At 67.0% G+C, this 17,308-nt stretch carries 18 protein-coding genes and 1 pseudogene; 7 read left to right on the top strand and 12 right to left on the bottom strand.

All coding sequences use genetic code 11. From position 1 onward, the window contains the following. Positions 1-30 precede the first annotated feature (30 nt). Positions 31-1,278 carry an ROK family protein gene (locus U5A56_RS29990; RefSeq protein ID WP_321926051.1) on the bottom strand — a complete coding sequence of 416 codons (1,248 nt, stop codon included), beginning with the start codon at positions 1,276-1,278 and terminating at the stop codon, positions 31-33. Positions 1,279-1,653: 375 nt separating this feature from the next. Between U5A56_RS29990 and U5A56_RS29985 the strand changes: the two genes are divergently transcribed. From U5A56_RS29985 to U5A56_RS29970, 4 genes are all read left to right on the top strand, one after another. Then, complete coding sequence (locus U5A56_RS29985) at positions 1,654-2,535, top strand: NmrA family NAD(P)-binding protein (protein WP_124489833.1); 882 nt, start codon at positions 1,654-1,656, stop codon at positions 2,533-2,535. A 33-nt stretch (positions 2,536-2,568) separates the two neighbouring features. Next, positions 2,569-2,943, top strand: coding sequence for a hypothetical protein (locus tag U5A56_RS29980; RefSeq protein ID WP_321812915.1), 375 nt, complete (start codon positions 2,569-2,571; stop codon positions 2,941-2,943). A gap of 72 nt (positions 2,944-3,015) precedes the next feature. After that, on the top strand, positions 3,016-3,729 hold the full coding sequence (locus U5A56_RS29975; RefSeq protein ID WP_321926049.1) for an SDR family oxidoreductase: 714 nt from the start codon (positions 3,016-3,018) through the stop codon (positions 3,727-3,729). A gap of 160 nt (positions 3,730-3,889) precedes the next feature. Further along, the gene (locus U5A56_RS29970; RefSeq protein ID WP_321926047.1) at positions 3,890-4,351 is read left to right on the top strand and encodes a MarR family transcriptional regulator; all 462 of its coding nucleotides are present in this window, start codon (positions 3,890-3,892) and stop codon (positions 4,349-4,351) included. Between the two features lie 259 nt (positions 4,352-4,610). On the opposite strand, the gene U5A56_RS29965 is transcribed toward U5A56_RS29970, so the two are convergent. The 4 genes and pseudogenes from U5A56_RS29965 to U5A56_RS29950 form a co-directional block, all read right to left on the bottom strand. Continuing rightward, entirely contained in the window at positions 4,611-5,015 is a 405-nt protein-coding gene (locus U5A56_RS29965) for a cupin domain-containing protein (protein WP_044848716.1), read from the bottom strand. Between the two features lie 4 nt (positions 5,016-5,019). After that, positions 5,020-5,499: a carboxymuconolactone decarboxylase family protein gene (locus U5A56_RS29960; RefSeq protein ID WP_044848715.1), complete on the bottom strand. Its 480-nt coding sequence runs from the start codon at positions 5,497-5,499 to the stop codon at positions 5,020-5,022. Between the two features lie 150 nt (positions 5,500-5,649). Further along, positions 5,650-5,793: pseudogene (locus tag U5A56_RS29955) on the bottom strand (peroxiredoxin); the annotation flags it as partial. A gap of 12 nt (positions 5,794-5,805) precedes the next feature. Next, positions 5,806-7,326 (bottom strand): PLP-dependent aminotransferase family protein, encoded by a 1,521-nt coding sequence (locus U5A56_RS29950; RefSeq protein WP_321926045.1) that lies wholly within the window; start codon positions 7,324-7,326, stop codon positions 5,806-5,808. Between the two features lie 191 nt (positions 7,327-7,517). Between U5A56_RS29950 and U5A56_RS29945 the strand changes: the two genes are divergently transcribed. Together U5A56_RS29945 and U5A56_RS29940 are read left to right on the top strand one after the other, a co-directional pair. Then, positions 7,518-8,261: an SDR family oxidoreductase gene (locus U5A56_RS29945; RefSeq protein ID WP_321926043.1), complete on the top strand. Its 744-nt coding sequence runs from the start codon at positions 7,518-7,520 to the stop codon at positions 8,259-8,261. Between the two features lie 83 nt (positions 8,262-8,344). Then, on the top strand, positions 8,345-9,391 hold the full coding sequence (locus tag U5A56_RS29940; RefSeq protein WP_321926041.1) for a LysR family transcriptional regulator: 1,047 nt from the start codon (positions 8,345-8,347) through the stop codon (positions 9,389-9,391). A gap of 88 nt (positions 9,392-9,479) precedes the next feature. Here U5A56_RS29940 and U5A56_RS29935 read toward each other — a convergent pair whose 3' ends face one another. Then, positions 9,480-11,585 carry a TonB-dependent receptor gene (locus tag U5A56_RS29935; protein ID WP_321926039.1) on the bottom strand — a complete coding sequence of 702 codons (2,106 nt, stop codon included), beginning with the start codon at positions 11,583-11,585 and terminating at the stop codon, positions 9,480-9,482. A 302-nt stretch (positions 11,586-11,887) separates the two neighbouring features. Between U5A56_RS29935 and U5A56_RS37210 the strand changes: the two genes are divergently transcribed. After that, on the top strand, positions 11,888-12,094 hold the full coding sequence (locus U5A56_RS37210) for a hypothetical protein (RefSeq protein WP_415749241.1): 207 nt from the start codon (positions 11,888-11,890) through the stop codon (positions 12,092-12,094). A gap of 43 nt (positions 12,095-12,137) precedes the next feature. Here U5A56_RS37210 and U5A56_RS29925 read toward each other — a convergent pair whose 3' ends face one another. From U5A56_RS29925 to U5A56_RS29900, 6 genes are read right to left on the bottom strand one after another with little or no spacing between them, the layout of a single operon-like run. Then, positions 12,138-13,082 carry a LysR substrate-binding domain-containing protein gene (locus U5A56_RS29925; protein ID WP_321926038.1) on the bottom strand — a complete coding sequence of 315 codons (945 nt, stop codon included), beginning with the start codon at positions 13,080-13,082 and terminating at the stop codon, positions 12,138-12,140. A gap of 40 nt (positions 13,083-13,122) precedes the next feature. Then, positions 13,123-13,848 carry an amino acid ABC transporter ATP-binding protein gene (locus U5A56_RS29920; RefSeq protein ID WP_321926036.1) on the bottom strand — a complete coding sequence of 242 codons (726 nt, stop codon included), beginning with the start codon at positions 13,846-13,848 and terminating at the stop codon, positions 13,123-13,125. A 40-nt stretch (positions 13,849-13,888) separates the two neighbouring features. Beyond that, positions 13,889-14,545: an amino acid ABC transporter permease gene (locus U5A56_RS29915; protein WP_044848710.1), complete on the bottom strand. Its 657-nt coding sequence runs from the start codon at positions 14,543-14,545 to the stop codon at positions 13,889-13,891. Next, positions 14,542-15,306: an amino acid ABC transporter permease gene (locus U5A56_RS29910; protein WP_321926034.1), complete on the bottom strand. Its 765-nt coding sequence runs from the start codon at positions 15,304-15,306 to the stop codon at positions 14,542-14,544. Before U5A56_RS29910 ends, U5A56_RS29915 begins: the two co-directional genes overlap by 4 nt. A 43-nt stretch (positions 15,307-15,349) precedes the next feature. Beyond that, entirely contained in the window at positions 15,350-16,168 is an 819-nt protein-coding gene (locus U5A56_RS29905; RefSeq protein ID WP_124489561.1) for a transporter substrate-binding domain-containing protein, read from the bottom strand. 40 nt (positions 16,169-16,208) lie between these two features. After that, complete coding sequence (locus U5A56_RS29900; RefSeq protein ID WP_321926032.1) at positions 16,209-17,282, bottom strand: ABC transporter ATP-binding protein; 1,074 nt, start codon at positions 17,280-17,282, stop codon at positions 16,209-16,211. Positions 17,283-17,308: the final 26 nt, after the last annotated feature.

The following is a 17,308-nucleotide window of genomic DNA, read 5'->3' as shown; positions in this document are numbered from 1 at the left end:
GCGCGCATCTCGAGCAGCGGCCGGGGGGACTCAGAACGCGACATAAGCGACCTCTTGCGTATCCAGGCCTGCACCGCGCAGGATGCCGGAGCGTGGTGAGAAATTGAAGAACATCGGCAGCGTCGCGGCGCCGATCGCGCCGGCGTCGGCGCCGAACGTGCCGCGCACGAGTTCCGGCGCGCTGCGGGCTTCCGGCGTGATGTCGGCGAGCGCCACGCCCAGGCGTTGCATGAGCGTGTCGAGCAGGCCGGCGTCAACGTCCGAATCAAGGACGACGACCGGCAAATCGAGTACGGATAGCGCCCCGCGCAGCGCGAACGCGAGCGCATCGACGCAATCGTCGATCCATTCGTCGACGGCCGGCACGTTGCGTGCGATGCAGTCGTTGAGATCCGCGCGGTTCTCGACCCGCTCGCCGCAATGGCGCAGATGACGAATCAGCGCGCTCAACGACGCACGCGTCAGGAGGATGTCCCACGCGCCGTGCGGCGCGGGCGCCGAGGGCAGGCGGCTCGGGTGTACGGGCATCACGGCGAAATCGCCGGCGTTGCCGGTGCGGCCGTGCAGGCAGTCGCCGTCGATCGCGATGCCGCCGCCGATCACCGGTCCGAGGAACAGATAGACGAAATTGTCGCGTTGCCGGCCGCAGCCATAGAACAGTTCGGCGATCGCGGCCGCGTTGCCGTCGTTTTCGCTGAACACCGGCAGCGGAATGACATTGGCGAGTTCCCGGGCCAGGTCGATCTCGGCCCACGCGCGGAAGGCTTCGGCCGGCAGGCCGAGTTCGCGCAGCCAACTTCCCAGGTTGAACGGATGGGCCACGCCGACGCCCGCCAGCCGGTCGCGATCCTGCGCGGGCAGCAGCCGTTGCATCTCTTCGATGTCGCTGCGAACCAGTTCGAGCACAGTCGCGGGCGGAGGGAGCAGGGTGTCGTGGGAGCGGCAGCCGATGATCTCGCCCGCGAAGTTGACCAGCGCCGTTTCGATGCGCATGCGGTCGATGCGGACGCCGATGCCGAATGCCCCATTCGGATCGAGACGAATCAGCGACGCCGGCTGGCCGCGCTGGCCTTCGGTGCGGCCGGCGAATTCGATCAGTTTCGCGTCGGCGAGCGACGCGATGATGCCGCCGACAGCCGCACTCGTCATGTTCGCGTGGCGGGCGAGGTCGGCCTTCGACGCGCTGCCGGTACGGCGCAGCGTCTTCAGCAGCAGGCGCTCGTTGTAACGGCGCACGTTGACCGAGTTGCTGCCCTGGCCGATGTGCGGGCTTCGCATGGCGTCTCCCTCCATGTGGCGCCGCTTTCGGCGCATTAAATAAATCAAGTTGATTTATTTAAGCATGCGCTCGGCGTCCAGTCAGTTAGGTAAACCCCGGAAAGACATGCTTGCGGAAGATGGCGGGTGCCAGGTCTTGATCGGTCAGGTGTTTACCGGCACAAATTCTGATTTATGGGGCCGGACTTGAATGCCTTGCGGACATTGGCTCGCCGTGCAGGCGCGATGCAAAGCCCCACGCTGTCCTGTGCGATCTCTGCCGAACCGAGTGTGATGTTGTCCGGGGCGCCAATAAAAAACTTGACGATGAGAGCATATGCTCCTAATCTCCGTCTCAAGGGAGCATATGCTCTCATTTTCGAACGGAGCGAAGCGATGAACGAGCCTGAAATTCTTGTGAGCGGTGCGACCGGACGCACCGGCGGTATTGCCATTGACGAGCTGCTCAAGATGCACAAACGCGTGCGGGCCTATGTGCGCACGGATGACGATCGGGCGGCAGTCCTCAGGCAGCGCGGCGTCGATGTCGCGGTCGGCGACTTCACCGACATCGACGCCATTCGGGCAGCGATGGAAGGCATCCGCTCGGCGTATTTCCTTCATCCGATCGCGCCGGGAATCATCGGGGCCGCGGCGTATTTCGCGCAGGCAGCAAAGGAAGCGGGCGTCACGGCGATCGTCAACATGTCGCAGATTTCCGCGCGCCGGGAGTCGCTGAGCCACGCGGCACAGGATCACTGGGTCTCCGAGCAGGTCTTCGATTGGTCGGGTGTCGCGACGACGCATTTGCGCCCGACCTTCTTCGCCGATTGGCTCGTCTATCCGCATTTTGCGCGGGAGATATGGGCCACGAAGAAGATCGAATTTCCGTTCGGCGACGGCCGTCACGCGCCGATCGCCAGCGACGATCAGGGCCGCGTGATCGCCCACATCCTCGCCAGCCCCGAAGGCCACGAGGGCAAGACCTACACGCTCCACGGCCCCGTCGAGATGAACCACGTCGAGATCGCAGCCGCGATGAGCGAGGTTCTCGGCGCCCGGATCGAATACGCGCCGACTTCCATCGAGGCATTCCGGAACAAGATGGAAACCCTCTACAAGTTTCCGCCGTTCCTCACGCAGCATCTGGTCGAAGTCGCGCAGAACTACCACGACGGCATCTTCTCGGGCACCAACGATGTCGTCGAGAAGGTCACCGGAACGCCGCCGCTCTCGGTTCAGCAGTTCGTCGAGAAGTATCGGGCCGCATTCGTGTGAACACGTGCTTGAAACGAATCGGGAGGTTTGAACATGTCACCCGTCCAACCTGATCGTCATCCGTTTCTCGATGATCTGACGGCCGACGCCGAGCTGGTCAGCTCGGTGTTGCGCACTCCCGTAATCGGGCGCGACGAAATCCGGCTCGCCGTCGACGCCGTCGGGACCTTTTACGTGTCGCAGACGCCAACGTTCGTTCAAGCCGTCGGCTCGAGGCTTTTTCTCGAATACGAGGCCGTTCTGACGAGCGGCGAGACGTTGAGCGCGGTCGTGGTCGCCGATCGCAACGCCGACGGCTCGGTGCCGCGCGTCAGCGTGCGGATGAGCCCGCTTGGCGCCGTACTGACGCTCGCGACCCGTCTGCGGGAGTCGCTTTCGAAGCAGTTGCCGGAACACGTCTTTCTTTGAACGAGGAACCCGCGCGCTCGTGGATGGAGTCGACACTCTCCCGGCACGCGGCTTTTGAAACAGGAGCTTGTCATGGATATCAGGAACGCTACCGTCTTCATCACCGGTGCCAATCGCGGCCTGGGCCTCGCTTTTGCACGCGAGGCGCTTCGGCGCGGGGCGGCGAAGGTGTACGCGGGTATGCGCAACACGAGCGGTTTCGACGAGCCGGGCATCGTGCCGGTCAGGATCGATGTCACGGATCCGGCGTCGATCGCCGAGGCGGCGAAACAGGCGGCCGACACGACGCTGCTGATCAACAACGCGGGCATTGCCGCGCTGATCGACGGGCCTTTGTCGGCCGACGTGGAAGCGCAGTCGGCTCGCTTGTTCGATACCAACTACCACGGCGTGGTGCGCGTCACACAGGCCTTCGAACAGATCCTGGCGGCCCGGCCGCATGCCGCGATCATCAACGTGCTTTCCGACATCGTGTGGCTCCCGCGGCCCTATCTGACACCGTATGCCGCGTCGAAAGCCGCCGCCTGGAGCTACACGAACCAGCTTCGTTTTCACCTGCGCGAGCGTGGCATCCAGGTTCTCGGCCTGCACGTCGGGTTCGTGGATACCGATCTGACCAACGGCATCGACGTGCCCAAAGCCAGTCCCGAGGACGTCGTGCGACGGACCTACGACGCGCTCGCCGCCGGCAAGAGCGAGGTCATGGCCGACGAGGGGACAGCGGTGCTGAAGAGTACGCTCGCGGCAGAGATACCCGGCTACATCACGCCGCCGGCAGGGTTTTGAACACCGCGGTCGACACGGGCCGGATTCGGCGGCGAGCCGCGAGGTGCGCAGATCGTAGGCCAGCGCCGTCGCTCCCGGCTATCATCGATAGCTGCCACCGTAGCTTCGCGCGACGCGCGCGTAGCGTTCGCGCAATCAACCGAAATCAGGAGTGCAACCGATGTTGCCCGTGAACCAGCCGCTCGGCATCGATCAATGCAACTGCTTCGCCGTGAGGAAGGCGAGCAGGCAGATCTCCCGACTCTACGATAGCCATCTCGAGCCGTCGGGTCTGCGCATCACGCAATTCCTCACCCTGGCCGCCCTGCACGAAGTGGGCAGTACCCCCGTCAACGCCCTTGCCGAACGGCTCGATATCGAACGAACGGCGATGGGGAAAATGGTCGGCTTCCTGGAGCGCGACGGCTTCGTCACGATCAAGCCCTCGCCCACCGACGGCCGAAGCCGCCTCGTCGAACTCACCGAGGAGGGCCGGCGCCTGCACGAAAGAGCATCGCCACTCTGGCAGGCAGCGCAACGGGAGTTCGAGCGACTGAACGGTGCGGAGAATGTCACGGCGTGGCGAGAGCAGTTGAGAGGGATGCTCGTCGGCGACGTGTCGATGGGATCGTCGCAAGATTGAGGCTTCCCGTCCGTCGCGCTCATGTCCATGTGTCGCCCGCATCGGGCATCCGGCTGCACGCAGCCGATCCCGGCTTTTCAGCGAAGGGCCTTCAAAGGCGGGGCATGCGGTTTGCAGGACCGCTTGCCGGCTGTCCGCCGGCCGAGACGGCGACGGCGGCGGCCGGCCAGCCCAGGCAAGCCGTCGCGTTGCGGAACGCATTCGCTCGCGGCGCCGAGCTGCCGTTTCCGGCCGACCTGGCGCCTCGACGACGACCCCGCTACTTCACCGGCGTGAGAACCGGCGCGTCCTTGTTCTTGATCAGGAACACGACGAATTTCGCCGGCTTCGTGCTGCTGGCGTTGCGTCCGACCGTGTGCACGTCGTCGGGGCCTTCGTGGAACGTGTCGCCCGCGTGCAGCGTGACCGTCTTGCCGCCGTTCAGGCCCATCACGATGCTGCCGTCGAGCACATAGACGAACGCGTGCGCGTCGTGGCGATGAACGGGGTCGACGCTGCCGGGCGGATAATCGACGACGATCATCTCCACTTCCTTGCCCGGATACTCGGGCAGCGGCTCCGTGGTCAGTTGCGTCACCTTGGCTTGCGGTGCGGCGGCAGCCGGCGGAACGGGCATCAGCGGCGACAGCGCAAGCGGTGCAAGCGCGAGCACGATGCGTTTCATGTCGTTACTCCAGGTTGGCCTTGTCGAGACCGAACATCTTGTCGAACGAGCCGGGCACCATCCGGAACGCGACGTTCAGGCGGTTCCAGCAGTTGATCGCACCGACGAGGACGGTGAGATCCGACAGCTCCTTCTCGGCAAAGTGGGCGCGCACGCGATCGTAGAGATCGTCCGGCACGCCGTGCGGCGAAAGCTGCGTCAGCGCTTCGGTCCATTCGAGCGCGGCACGCTCGCGCGGCGAGAACAGCGGCGACTCGCGCCAGATCGCGACGTGATGCACGCGCAGTTCGCGCTCGCCGTGGATCCTGGCCATCTTGATGTGCATGTCGACGCAGAACGCGCAGCCGTTGAGCTGCGACGCGCGAATCTCGACGAGTTCGCGAACCGGCACTTCGATCGTCGTCTTCTGAAGCAGCCCGTCGAGTTCGACGAGCTTCTTCGTCAGCTCCGGCGATTGCTGAAAGTAGTTGATACGTTGCGTCATGATACGTTCTCCTGATTGCTGAAGCAGGGCTATCGGCGCTGCGCATGACCATTCATTGCGCGACCTGCCTGGCGACCATCGTAATTGCAGGTCCCACGGGCCAGTAGTGCCGGGAAGGTGCGCACTCTATTGCCGCTTCGGAACCAATCGCGCGCCGTGGAAGCACGCAGCGAAGGCCGCCGCGAACAGCTGTTCCGGATGGGTCCCGGTGCCGGGCCCGCCGAACTCGGCGGGCAGGCGCAGATCGACGGCGAGATTGCCGTCGTCCGAGCGGGCCACGCCGGAGGCCCGGCCGCACGCCGCGCGTCAGCCGTCGAGGCACGCAAGGAGCGTCCGTGCGTGACGGTGCGCTTCGTCCGCGTCGGCGACGTTCGCGAACCCGATGACGAGGCCGCGCGGCGTTTGCTGCGTGTGGCTGTTCGTGTACCAGATCGACAGCGGCACGACCGCGAGCCCCGCGTCGCTCGCGCGTGCGGCGACGGCGACGTCGTCGACCGGCCCGTCGGGGCCGTCGGTGAACCGCACCGCGAACTGGATGCCGCCCACCGGCAGTTCGACGATCATCCGCTTGCCGAACACCTGTCGCAACGCGTTCACGATCAGCGTGCGGCGCTCGCCGTACAGCGTGCGCATGCGCTTCAGGTGCCGGGCGAAGTGCCCCTGTTCGATGAAATCCGCAAGGGCCGCCTGCAGGAGCGTCGGCGAGCCGGCGTTCATGCTGCAGGCCACGCGTTCGACGCGTTCCACCGCACGTTCCGGCACGACCGCATACGCGAGCCGCAAGCCGGGATACATCGCCTTGCTGAAGGTGCTGCAATAAATCACGTGATCGCGCCGGTCGAGACTCTTCAGCGCCGGCAGCGGGCGGCCGAGATAGCGAAACTCGCTGTCGTAGTCGTCTTCGACGATCCAGCCCGACGTCTTTTCGGCCCAGTCCAGCAGCGCGATGCGCCGCGACAGCGACAGCGTATGGCCGAGCGGGCTCTGCCGCGACGGCGTCACGAGCGCGAAGCGCGCGTGCGCGTCCAGCTGCAGGCCGCGCTCGACGTCGATTCCGTCGGCGTCCACCGGCACCGGGACGAGTTCCACGCCGGTCTCGGACAGGAAGCTGCGTGCGAGCAGATAGCCGGGGTCCTCGAACCACACACGGTCGTTCGGGCGCGCGAGGCTGCGCAGCACGAGTTCCAGCGTCGCGCGGTAGCCGCTGGTGACGAACACCTGTTCGGGCACGCAGGTGACGCCGCGCGACAGCCCCAGATAGGTCGCGATGTGTTCGCGCAGCGGCCGGTAGCCGGCCGGATTCGGGTAGCCCAGCAGCGCGCGGTCGGCGCTGCGCGCGCGCAGCGACACGAGCCGGTGCCATACCTTGCGCGGAAACGCGTCGAGCGCGGGCAGCCCGGGCTGCAGCGGGCGCGGCTCGCCGCTCAGCGCGACGGCGATCGGTTGCGCGCGCGGCGGCGGCGGGCTGTCGCGTGACATGCCCGGCGGCTGGCGCAGGCCGGCATCCTCGGCGTGCCGGACCGGATCGTCGGCACGCGAGGGCGCCGCCCGCGTCACCGATTTCGGCAGCGACGGCGAGACGAACGTGCCGGCCGCGCCGCGCATCTGCAGATAGCCTTCGTCGACCAGGATCGTGTATGCCTGTTCGACGGTGCCGCGCGCGGTGTTCAGCTGCGTCGCGAGGCCGCGCAGCGCGGGCACGCGATCGCCGGGACGCAGGTGGCCCGCGGCGATCGCGGTTCTGAACCGCTCGCAGATCTGCAGATAGATCGGCAACCGATGCTGCCGGTCGATTTCGATGGTCAGGGTGGAGGGGGGCTCAGACATGACGGTCTCGCGGATGACGGGGACAGGCACGGCATGGATCAGTCCGATCGACGATTCTTGGCACTGCTGGATAGGACATGATTCTTCCACAATTGCGCCAAGCGATGGACGGCCATCGCCGCGTTCACCCGATCCGGCAGCCGTCACGCCCGTCACATTCCACTGCAGTTCATTCGTCAGGAGATTTTGCGATGAAGATCGTCGTCATCGGCGGTTCAGGCCTGATCGGCTCGCGTGTCGTTACGCTGCTCGAGGAAGCCGGCCATCAGGCGCTCGCCGCATCGCCGCGCACCGGCGTCAATACCATCACGGGCGAAGGCCTGACCGACGCATTGACGGACGCGGACGTCGTCGTGGACGTCGCGAATGCGCCGTCATGGGAGCCGCAGGCGGTGCTCGATTTCTTCCGCACGTCGGCGCGCAATCTCGGCAAGGCCGAAGTGGCCGCGGGCGTGCGCCATCATGTCGCGCTGTCGATCGTCGGCTGCGACCGCATGCCGGAGAACGGCTATTTCCTGGCCAAGGTCGCACAGGAGCAGGCGATCGAGGCGGCGGGCGTGCCGTACACGATCGTGCGCGCGACGCAGTTCATGGAATTCATCGGCGGCATCGCGGATGCCGGCACGGAAGACGGCACCGTGCGCATCGGCGACGGACTGTTCCAGCCGATCGCCGCGGAGGACGTGTCGGCCCTCGTCGCGCAGGCCGCGCTCGCCGGGCCGCAAAACGGCACGATAGAGATCGCGGGCCCGGATCGCGCGCCGTTCGCGGAAATCGTCGCGCGCTATCTGAAGTCGGTCGGCGACACACGCGCGGTGATGACCGATCGCGACGCCCGCTACTACGGCGGCCGCGTCGAGGCAACGTCGCTGGTGCCGCTCGGCGCGGCGCGGCTCGGGCGCATCGGCCTCGACGCGTGGCTGGCGGGACGCTGAATCACGTTCGCACGCAGGCGCTTGGCCGGCGCATGCCGGCGACGCGCCGATCCGTATGAGCAGCATGCTTGGGGGCAGCGGAAATGAATCATTCGGAAACATCGGAGCCCGACGTTCGTCGCGACCTGGCCGGTCGCGCCGATGCGCTGTCGGCGAGCTTCGGTGCGAGCTATGCGGGCATCCTCGCGTTCGTTGCGGTGGCGAGCGAAGGGAGCTTCACGAAGGCCGCCGAACTGCTCGGCGTCGGGCGGCCGGCCGTGAGCCGCAACGTGCAGAAGCTGGAGGCGCAACTGAGTACGCGGCTGTTCCAGCGGACCACGCGCACGACCGAGCTGACGTGCGAGGGCCGGCGATTCTTCGAGAACTGCCATCAGGGCGTGGCGCAGATCGTCGAAGCGATGAACGACATGCTGGAGTTGCGGCAGGGGCCGCCGCGCGGCCTCATCCGCATCAGCTCGGCCGCGGGGTTCGGCAGGAAGATCGTGGCGCCGCTGCTGGAGAAGTTTGCGGACGCCTATCCGGACATCATCGTCGATCTGCTGCTCGACGACCGGCCCGTCGACCTGGTGTCCGAGCGGATCGACGTGTCGTTCCGCAACGGGCGCATCGAGGACTCCAGCATCATCGCCCGGCAACTGATTCCGATGCAGATGGCGCTCTGCGCGGCGCCGTCGTATGTGGCGGCGCACGGGCTCCCGCAACGCATCGAGGACCTCGACCGCCATGAGTGCATCAATTTCCGGTTCGCGAGCGGGCGCCTGTTCGAATGGGAATTCAACGTGGACGGCCGCGTACAGAAGTACCTGCCGACGGCGCGCCGCACGTTCAACGACGCCGATCTCGTGTTGCGCGCGGTGCTGAACGGATCGGGCATCGCGCAGATGGCCGGCTACCAGATCCGCGACCATCTCGCGTCGAACGAACTCGTCGTCGCGCTGGCGCAGCATGTGCCGCAGGATCGCGGCCACTACATCTGCTATCTGAGCCGGCAACACCTGCCGACGCGCATCCGGATCTTCGTCGACTTCATGACCGAGCAGATCCGCGCGCTCGACCTGAACTGCATGACGCGGTTCAATCCGGAGATTCCGGTGGATGCGGCGGATGCGGCGCAGTGGCTGGCTGCCTGACGATTCGAGATGGCCGGATGCGCGCCCCGGCACGTCGACGCATCGCCGAATCGCGCCCCGCGCCTGCCCGTCGACGCGCCGCGCCGGCCTAGAACGAATACGCCAATGACGCGAACAGGCTGCGCGGCGCGCCGGGCGTGACCCACAGGCTGTTGTACGAGCTGACGTAGTACGTGCGGTTGAACAGGTTGTTCAGCACGACCGACGCGCGCAGATGCTTGTTGACCTGCACGTAGCCGTTGAGCTGCACGGTCGCGTAGGCGGGCAGGTCGAAGCCGTCCTGCGTGTTCGCGGTGTTGCCCGCGCGGCGCCCGACGTAGATCACGCCCGCGCCCGCGCCGGCCTTGTCGACGAGCGGCAGCGCGGTTTCGTACATCAGCAGCGCGCTGCCGCTCAGGCGCGGAATGTCGACGAGGCGCGCGCCCGGCGTCAGGACGGTGTCGCGCGTGACCTGCGCGTCGACGTAGGCGAGGTTGACGATGCCGCGCAAGCCGTGGCCCAGTTCGCCGTTCCATTCGAATTCGACGCCGCGGCTGCGCACTTCGCCGGCCGCACGCGAGAACCCGGCATTCGCCGGATCGGCGGTCAGCACGTTGCGCTTGTTCACGTAGAACGCGGCGACGGTCGCGAGCCAGCGCGTGCCGGCCCACTTCACGCCGGCTTCGTAGCCGTGCCCCTTCTCGGGGTCGAACGCGCGGCCGTTCGCGTCGGCGCCGTTGTTCGGCCGGAACGAGTACGCGGTGTTCGCATACAGCGACAGCGCTGCGCTGGCCTCGTACACGATGCCGAGCCGCGGGCTCAGCGCCGTTTGCAGCTGGCTCGTCGTCACGCCCTTCAGGCGATTCTCGACCGACTGGTGAAAGCGGTCCCAGCGCAGCCCGGCGAGCACTTTCCAGTGCGGCCCGAACGCGAGCGTGTCCTGCGCGTACAGGCCCTGGCCGTCGTCGCGCTCGAGCAGGTTCGTCGCGGTGCGCGGCACGGGCGCCGGCTGGCCGTACACCGGATCGAAGATGTCGATCGCATACGGCGCCGCGGCCGTCGGCGTCGAGCGCGCGACGAACTGGTCGTAGTTGAAGCGATACGCATCGACGCCCATCACGAACGCATGGTCGATGGCGCCCGTGCGGGCCTTGCCGGCCACTTCGACGCGCCCCTGCACGTCGTTCGAGTGAAACGCGACCTGCCGGTAGCGGCGCCACAGCGTGCGGCCGTCCGGCTGCAGCGCGAACGCTTCGGACGAGCGGCCGGACAGGTCGGTGTCGCGCTGCGCGAAGCCGGCGTTGACCGACCAGTCGGCATCGAAGCGATGTTCGAGCGTGAACTGGTGCCCCGAGTTGCGCACGTCGTAGTCGCCGTCGCGCGGCTCGCCCAGGAACCGCGACGCCGGCACCGCGCCGAGCTGGCCGCCGACCGCGACCACGCCGCGATCGAGCGGCGCGCGCTGGCGCGCGGTCTCGAATTCGTAGTGGAGCGTCGTGTCCGCGCCGATATCCCAGGTGAACGACGGCGCGAACAGGTAGCGCTTGCTCGACACCGTGTCGCGGAAGCTGCCGTTGTCCTCGTTCATCGCGATGAAGCGGTACGCGAGCGACTGCGTGACGGGGCCGGTCGAATCGAGCGTCTCGCGCAGCGCGCCGTAGCTGCCGGCCGACACGCCGATCGTGTTCGAGCGCTTGAACTGCGGCTGCTTCGTCGTGTAGCTGATGAGCCCGCCGGGGTCGCCGCGGCCGTACAGCGCGGACGCGGAGCCCTTGAGGACTTCCATGCGCTCGAGCGTCGCGGTGTCGCGCGGCACGCTGATGCCGCGATTCCACGAGAAGCCGTTGACGAGGTAGTCGGTGCCGGACGTGTTGCCGTCGCCGGCAAAGCCGCGCACCGCATAGTTGTCCCACAGCCCGCCGAAGTTGTTCTGCCGCGCGACGCCGGCGACCCAGTCGTACAGGTCTTCGCCGCGGGTGGCGGCCACGGTCTGGATCAGTTTCGTATCGACGCTGCTGACCGCGAACGGGATCTCCATCACATCCGCCTCGGTGCGCGTCGCGCTCGTCGAGTCGGGCGCGCGAAACGGTGCCTTCGTGCGCTGCGCCGATATCTCGACGGCCGGAAGCACCAGCTCCTGCGCATTGGCGACGTTCAGCCCGACCGTGCCGACGGCGATGGCCATCGGTGCGGCCGCCCAGTTCTTTCTGCTCATACCCGTCCCTGAGAAATTGGTTCGCGTTCGGGCACCACGAGCCGCGTTGCGCCGGCATCCGTGTTCCAAACGGTACATTTGCGCGCCGGAATTTAATGCAAATGAGAGTTATTTTCAATCGTAAGTTTGCGGTTGTTGTGTCCGGGTTGAATCGCGCGGGGACGCCCATCGGCATGACTGGCGGATCGGTGCGCGGCGCAGCACCGTGCCGGCCTCGCGGCTGACGGCCGGCCTGCGATGGGGCGGGGCCGACGGCTAGTCGGGGACGACCGCGGAATTCCGCGCTCGGCGCGGCCGTCGATCTGCTGAAACGCATAGGCGGCACGGCGCTCCTGTCCGAGACGCCGGAAATCCGCGGCGCGGAGCATCGGCTGATCGCGCGCGCGGCTTCGCGCGACGAGGCCGGCCGTCTGGTCGACAGGTTTCAGGTGGGAGCGCTACGTCGCCGACGATGGCGGAGAAAGGAACGACAACCGTTTCCCTCACTGCGGGATTCGTCGACCGCATGACCGGGCAGATCCGCGTACGCGAGCGGCGCTCGCGTGACGCGGTTCAGTCCGGAAGTTTCGGCGATGGCGATGGCGATGACGGAGACGGCGGCTCGGCCGGCGTGTCGCCGCAGCGCCACGCACGTTCGTCCGCGATCCAGTCGCCGAACAGCTGGATCTTCTGCTGCTGTTCGGACCCGCGCGGATACACGAAGTAATAGCCCATCCCCGTTGGCAACGATACGTTGAACGGCATCACGAGCCGGTGCGCGGCCACGCTCTCGTCAACCAGCGTCCTGTCGCCGATCGCGATGCCGTAACCGTCGATCGCCGCGTGTGTGGCGAGATCCAGCGTCTCGAAGCTCAACCCGCGCGTCGAGTCGACGTGCGGCGCGCCCGCATGGTCGAGCCACCGCTTCCAGTCGCGGTGATCGCGTGTCGGATGCAGCAGCGTGTGACGGAGCAGGTCGTCGAGACTCGCGAGCGGTTGCCGCTCCAGCAGGCTCGGCGCACAGACAGGCGTGAGCCGTTCCTCGAACAACGGGATCGCATGCATGTCGGGGCCGGCGCCGGGCGCGTAGATCACCGCGGCGTCGAACGGCTCCATGCGGAAATCGACGTGATGCTCCCAGGTGGTCGTGATCTGCACCTGGAGTTCGGGATGCTCGGCCTGGAACCGCATGATGCGCGGCAGCATCCACTGCATCATGCAGGTCGGCACCTTCAGCGCGAGTTCGGTGCGCCTGCGCGACAGGCGCATCGACACTTCCTCGATGCGCGCGAAGCTTTCGCGCACCGTCGGCAACAGGAGCTCGCCCTCGGCCGTCAGCGTCAGCCCCTTGGGCGTGCGCTTGAACAGCGGAAACTGATAGAAGCTTTCGAGCGCGAGGATTTGCCGGCTCACGGCGCCCTGGGTCAGGCACAGGTGCCCGGCGGCGCGCGTGAAGCTGCCGTGTCGCGCAACGACGTCGAAGACCTGCAGCGCATTGAGGGAAGGCAGTCGTTTCATCGGGAGCATCGGCGTGGAACGGGCGGCGGCGCGGGATCGCTCAGTGCAGGATTTTCGCGAGGAAGTCCTTCGCGCGATCCGACTTCGGCTTCGAGAAGAAATCGTCCTTGCGGTCGTCCTCGACGATCGCGCCTTGGTCCATGAAGATCACGCGATGGGCGACCTTCTTCGCGAAGCCCATTTCGTGCGTGACGACCATCATCGTCATCCCTTCCTGCGCGAGTTCGACCATCACGTCGAGCACTTCGTTGATCATCTCGGGATCGAGCGCGGACGTCGGCTCGTCGAACAGCATCGCGATCGGGTCCATCGACAGCGCGCGCGCGATCGCGACCCGCTGCTGCTGGCCGCCCGACAGCTGGCCCGGAAACTTGTGCGCATGCGCCTTCAGGCCGACGCGATCGAGCAGCTTCATGCCCTTCTCGGCCGCTTCGTCCTTGCCGCGGCCGAGCACCTTGACCTGCGCGAGCGTCAGGTTCCCGGCGATCGACAGGTGCGGGAACAACTCGAAATGCTGGAACACCATCCCGACCTTCGAGCGCAGCGTCGACAGGTTCGTCTTCCTGTCGCCGACCGACTGGCTGTTCACGAGGATCTCGCCCTGCTGGAACGGCTCGAGGCCGTTCACGGTCTTGATCAGCGTCGACTTGCCCGAGCCGGACGGGCCGCACACGACCACCACCTCGCCTTTCTTCACCTCGGTCGTGCACTCGGCGAGGACCTGAAACTGGCCGTACCACTTGGAAACGTTGCTGATGGAAATCATGAAAGTCCCTGCATCGTAATGAGGCGCGCGCGGCGCCGGTTCAGCGCGCCTTCGCGACGCGATAGCGGCGCTCGAGCGTGCGGGCATACCACGTCAGCGGGAAGCACATCGCGAAGTACAGCAGCGCGACCATCGCGTAGATCGGAAACGGCTTGAATACCGCGTTGGTGATGATGTTGCCGGTCTTGGTCAGTTCGGTCAGCCCGATGATCGACGTGAGCGCGGTGCTCTTCACCGCCTGCACGAGGAAACCGACGGTCGGCGCGAGTGCGATCTTCCACGCCTGCGGCCACACCACGTAGCGCAGCCGCTGGGTCCACGTCATGCCGAGGCTGGCCGCCGCGTGCCACTGGCCGTGCGGGACCGCGTCGACGCAGCCGCGCCAGATGTCGGCCAGACAGGCGCTGGCGTTCAGCGTCAGCACGACCGACGCCGCGACCCACGGCGTCACGTCGATGCCGACCAGCGGCAATCCGAAGAAGCCGAGGAACAGTTGCATCAGCAACGGCGTGCCCTGGAACAGTTCGATGTACAGGATAACGAAGCGGCGCAGCGCCGGCACGGGCGAGATGCGCATTGCCAGCAGCGCGAACCCGGCGAGGCCGCCGCCGGCGAACGTGATCAGCGACAGCAGCACGGTCCAGCGCGCGGCGAGCAGCAGGTTCCATGCAATATCCTGGAAAGTGAATTCGATCATCGCGCACGTTCCGTCGGCAGGTGGGTTGCAGGGGAGCGGGCGCGCCACGTGAAGCGGGCAACCCGCGTGCGCCGCGGTGCGGCAGCCGCGCCGTGGCGCGTGCGGCCGGCGAACAGCCGCCGGCCGACGCGATTGAGCAGCATGCGCAGCGCGATCGACAGCAGCAGGTAGATCGCGGTCACGACGATGTAGATCTCGAACGCGCGGAAATTGCGCGACTGGATGAAGTTGGCCGCGTAGGTCAGGTCGGGCACCGAGATCTGCGACACGACCGCCGAGCCGAGCATCACGATCAGGACCTGCCCGAGCAGCGCGGGGTACACGTTCGCGAGCGCCTGCGGCAGCACGACGTGGCCGAACACCTGCCGTCCGTGCAGCCCGAGCGCCCGCGCGGCCTGCACTTGCCCGTGCGGCACCGATTCGATCCCGGCGCGCAGGATCTCCACCGCATAGGCGCCCAGGTTGACCGTCATCGCGAGCACGGCCGCCTGCGCTTCGTCGAGGTGTACGCCGAGCTCGGGCAGCCCGAAGAAGATGAAGAACAGCTGGACCAGGAACGGCGTATTGCGGATCAGCTCGACGTAGGACGCGACGAGCGCGCGCGCCCAGCGCGGGCCGGCGAGCGCGATCCACGCGCCGCCGGTGCCGAGCAGGCCGCCGAGCACGGTCGCGGCCGCGGTCAGGCCGAGCGTCACGCCGACGCCGCGCGCGAGCATGCCGGCGTACAGACCGAAATCGCTGAAGTCGAACACGTAGCTCATCGCGATGCCTTGGGTCGAAAGTGCGGGGCGAAGGCGCTGCGCATCACAGATCGGCCGGCAGCGCCGCGTGCAGCCACTTCTGCGACAGCGTGTTCAGCGTGCCGTTCTTCTTCGCGCCGGCGATCGCGTCGTTGACCTTCTGCATCAGGCGCGGCTCGTTCTTGTTCAGGCCGACGTGGTCGGGCGAGCTGAACAGCGAGAACTTCTGTTCCGGATCGATCGACGGATGACGCGCGATGATCGTCGCGCCGACGTCGTTGCCCACCACCAGCAGTTGCGCCTGTCCCGACAGGAACGCCGCGATCGCGCCGTTCGGGTCGTCGAAGCGCTTGATCGTCGCGCTCGGCGGCGCGACCTTGCTGATGCTCAGGTCCTCGAGCGTGCCGCGCGCGACCGCGACCGATTTGCCGGCGAGATCGGCGTTGCCCTTCACGGCGAGCGACTTCGGGCCGAACACCGCGAGGTAGTACGGCGCATACGCGTTCGAGAAGTCGATCACCTTCGCGCGCTCCGGCGTCTGTCCGACCGACAGCAGCATGTCGGTCTTGCGGTCGGCGAGATACGCCATCCGGTTGTCGCCGGTGACCTGCACGAGTTCGACCTTCGCGTTGAGCGCCTTGCCGATCAGGTTCGCCATGTCGATGTCGTAGCCCTGCGGCTTCATGTCGGGGCCGATCGAACCGAACGGCGGGTAGTCCTCGAACACGCCGATGCGCACGACGCCCGATTTGGCGATCGTGTCGAGCGCGTCGGCGTGCGCGAGCGGCGCGACGGCGGCCACGCCCGTGGCGCAGGCGCAGAGGAGGGCGGTACGGGCGAGCAGGCGTCGCACGAGGCGGTTGGCTTGGGTCGATGCGTTCATGGCGGGATCCTTGTTGCTGCGTTGGGGAACGAAAGGAAAATCAGGCGCCGCGTGCGGCGATCAGCTTGCATGCGTGTGCCGGCAGTTCGGCGGCAACCGGCATGCCGACGTGCAGGTCGGGTGTCTCGCGCGGCGTGGTCGCGGCCGTCAGCGTGAAGCCGCGGCAATCGATGGTCGCCTCGATCGACGCGCCGACGTCGCGCACGAACGTGATCGTGCCGGCGAGCGTGTTCGGCGCGCCCGACGCCGTCGCGCCCGGTCGCACGCATACGTCCTCGGGACGAATCAGCAGGCGCACGGCGTCGGGCGCGTGTGGCGTGTCGGGCGCGCGCCCGATCGAGAGGCGCTGTCCGCCCGGCAGGACGATCGCGTCGTCGCCGTCGCGCGCGACCGGCAGGATGTTGCCGAGGCCGATGAAGTCGGCGACGAATTCGTTGACCGGGTCGCGATAGATGTCGAGCGGCCGACCGACCTGCTGGATCCGGCCTTTCTCCATCACGACGATCTCGTCGGCCATCGTCATCGCTTCGCGCTGGTCGTGCGTGACCATGATCGTCGTGATGCCGAGCCGTTGCTGGAGCAGCCGGATCTCGACCTGCATCGCCTCGCGCAGCTTCGCGTCGAGCGCCGACAGCGGCTCGTCGAGCAGCAGCAGGCGCGGCGACGACGCGATCGCGCGCGCGATCGCGACGCGCTGGCGCTGCCCGCCCGACAGCTGCGTGACGAGCCGGTCGGCCATGTGCGGCAGCTGGATCAGCTCCAGCAGCTCGGCGACGCGCCGCGCCTGCGCGGCCCGGTCCGTCTTGCGCAGCCGCAGCGGGTACGCGATGTTCTGCGCGACCGTCATGTGCGGAAACAGCGCGAGCGACTGGAACACCATGCCGAAGTCGCGCCGGTTGGCGGGTACGTGCGTGAGGTCGCGGCCGGCGAACGTCACCGTGCCGGAGGTCGGCGTGTCGAGGCCGGCGATGATCCGCATCAGCGTGGTCTTGCCGCAGCCGGACGGGCCGAGAAAGCAGACGAGCTTGCCGTCCGGCACCGACAGGTCGACGTGGTCGACCGCACACGCCTGATGAAAGCGCTTGGTCACGTTCTGGAGGATGAGCTGGGTCATGACGGTTCCTTGCATGGTCGAGGGCG

This window comes from Burkholderia sp. BCC1998, assembly GCF_905339875.1.
Classification (GTDB): Bacteria; Pseudomonadota; Gammaproteobacteria; order Burkholderiales; family Burkholderiaceae; genus Burkholderia.
Note: the sequence above shows the minus strand (reverse complement) of the source record. Positions and strands in the feature narration are given on the sequence as shown.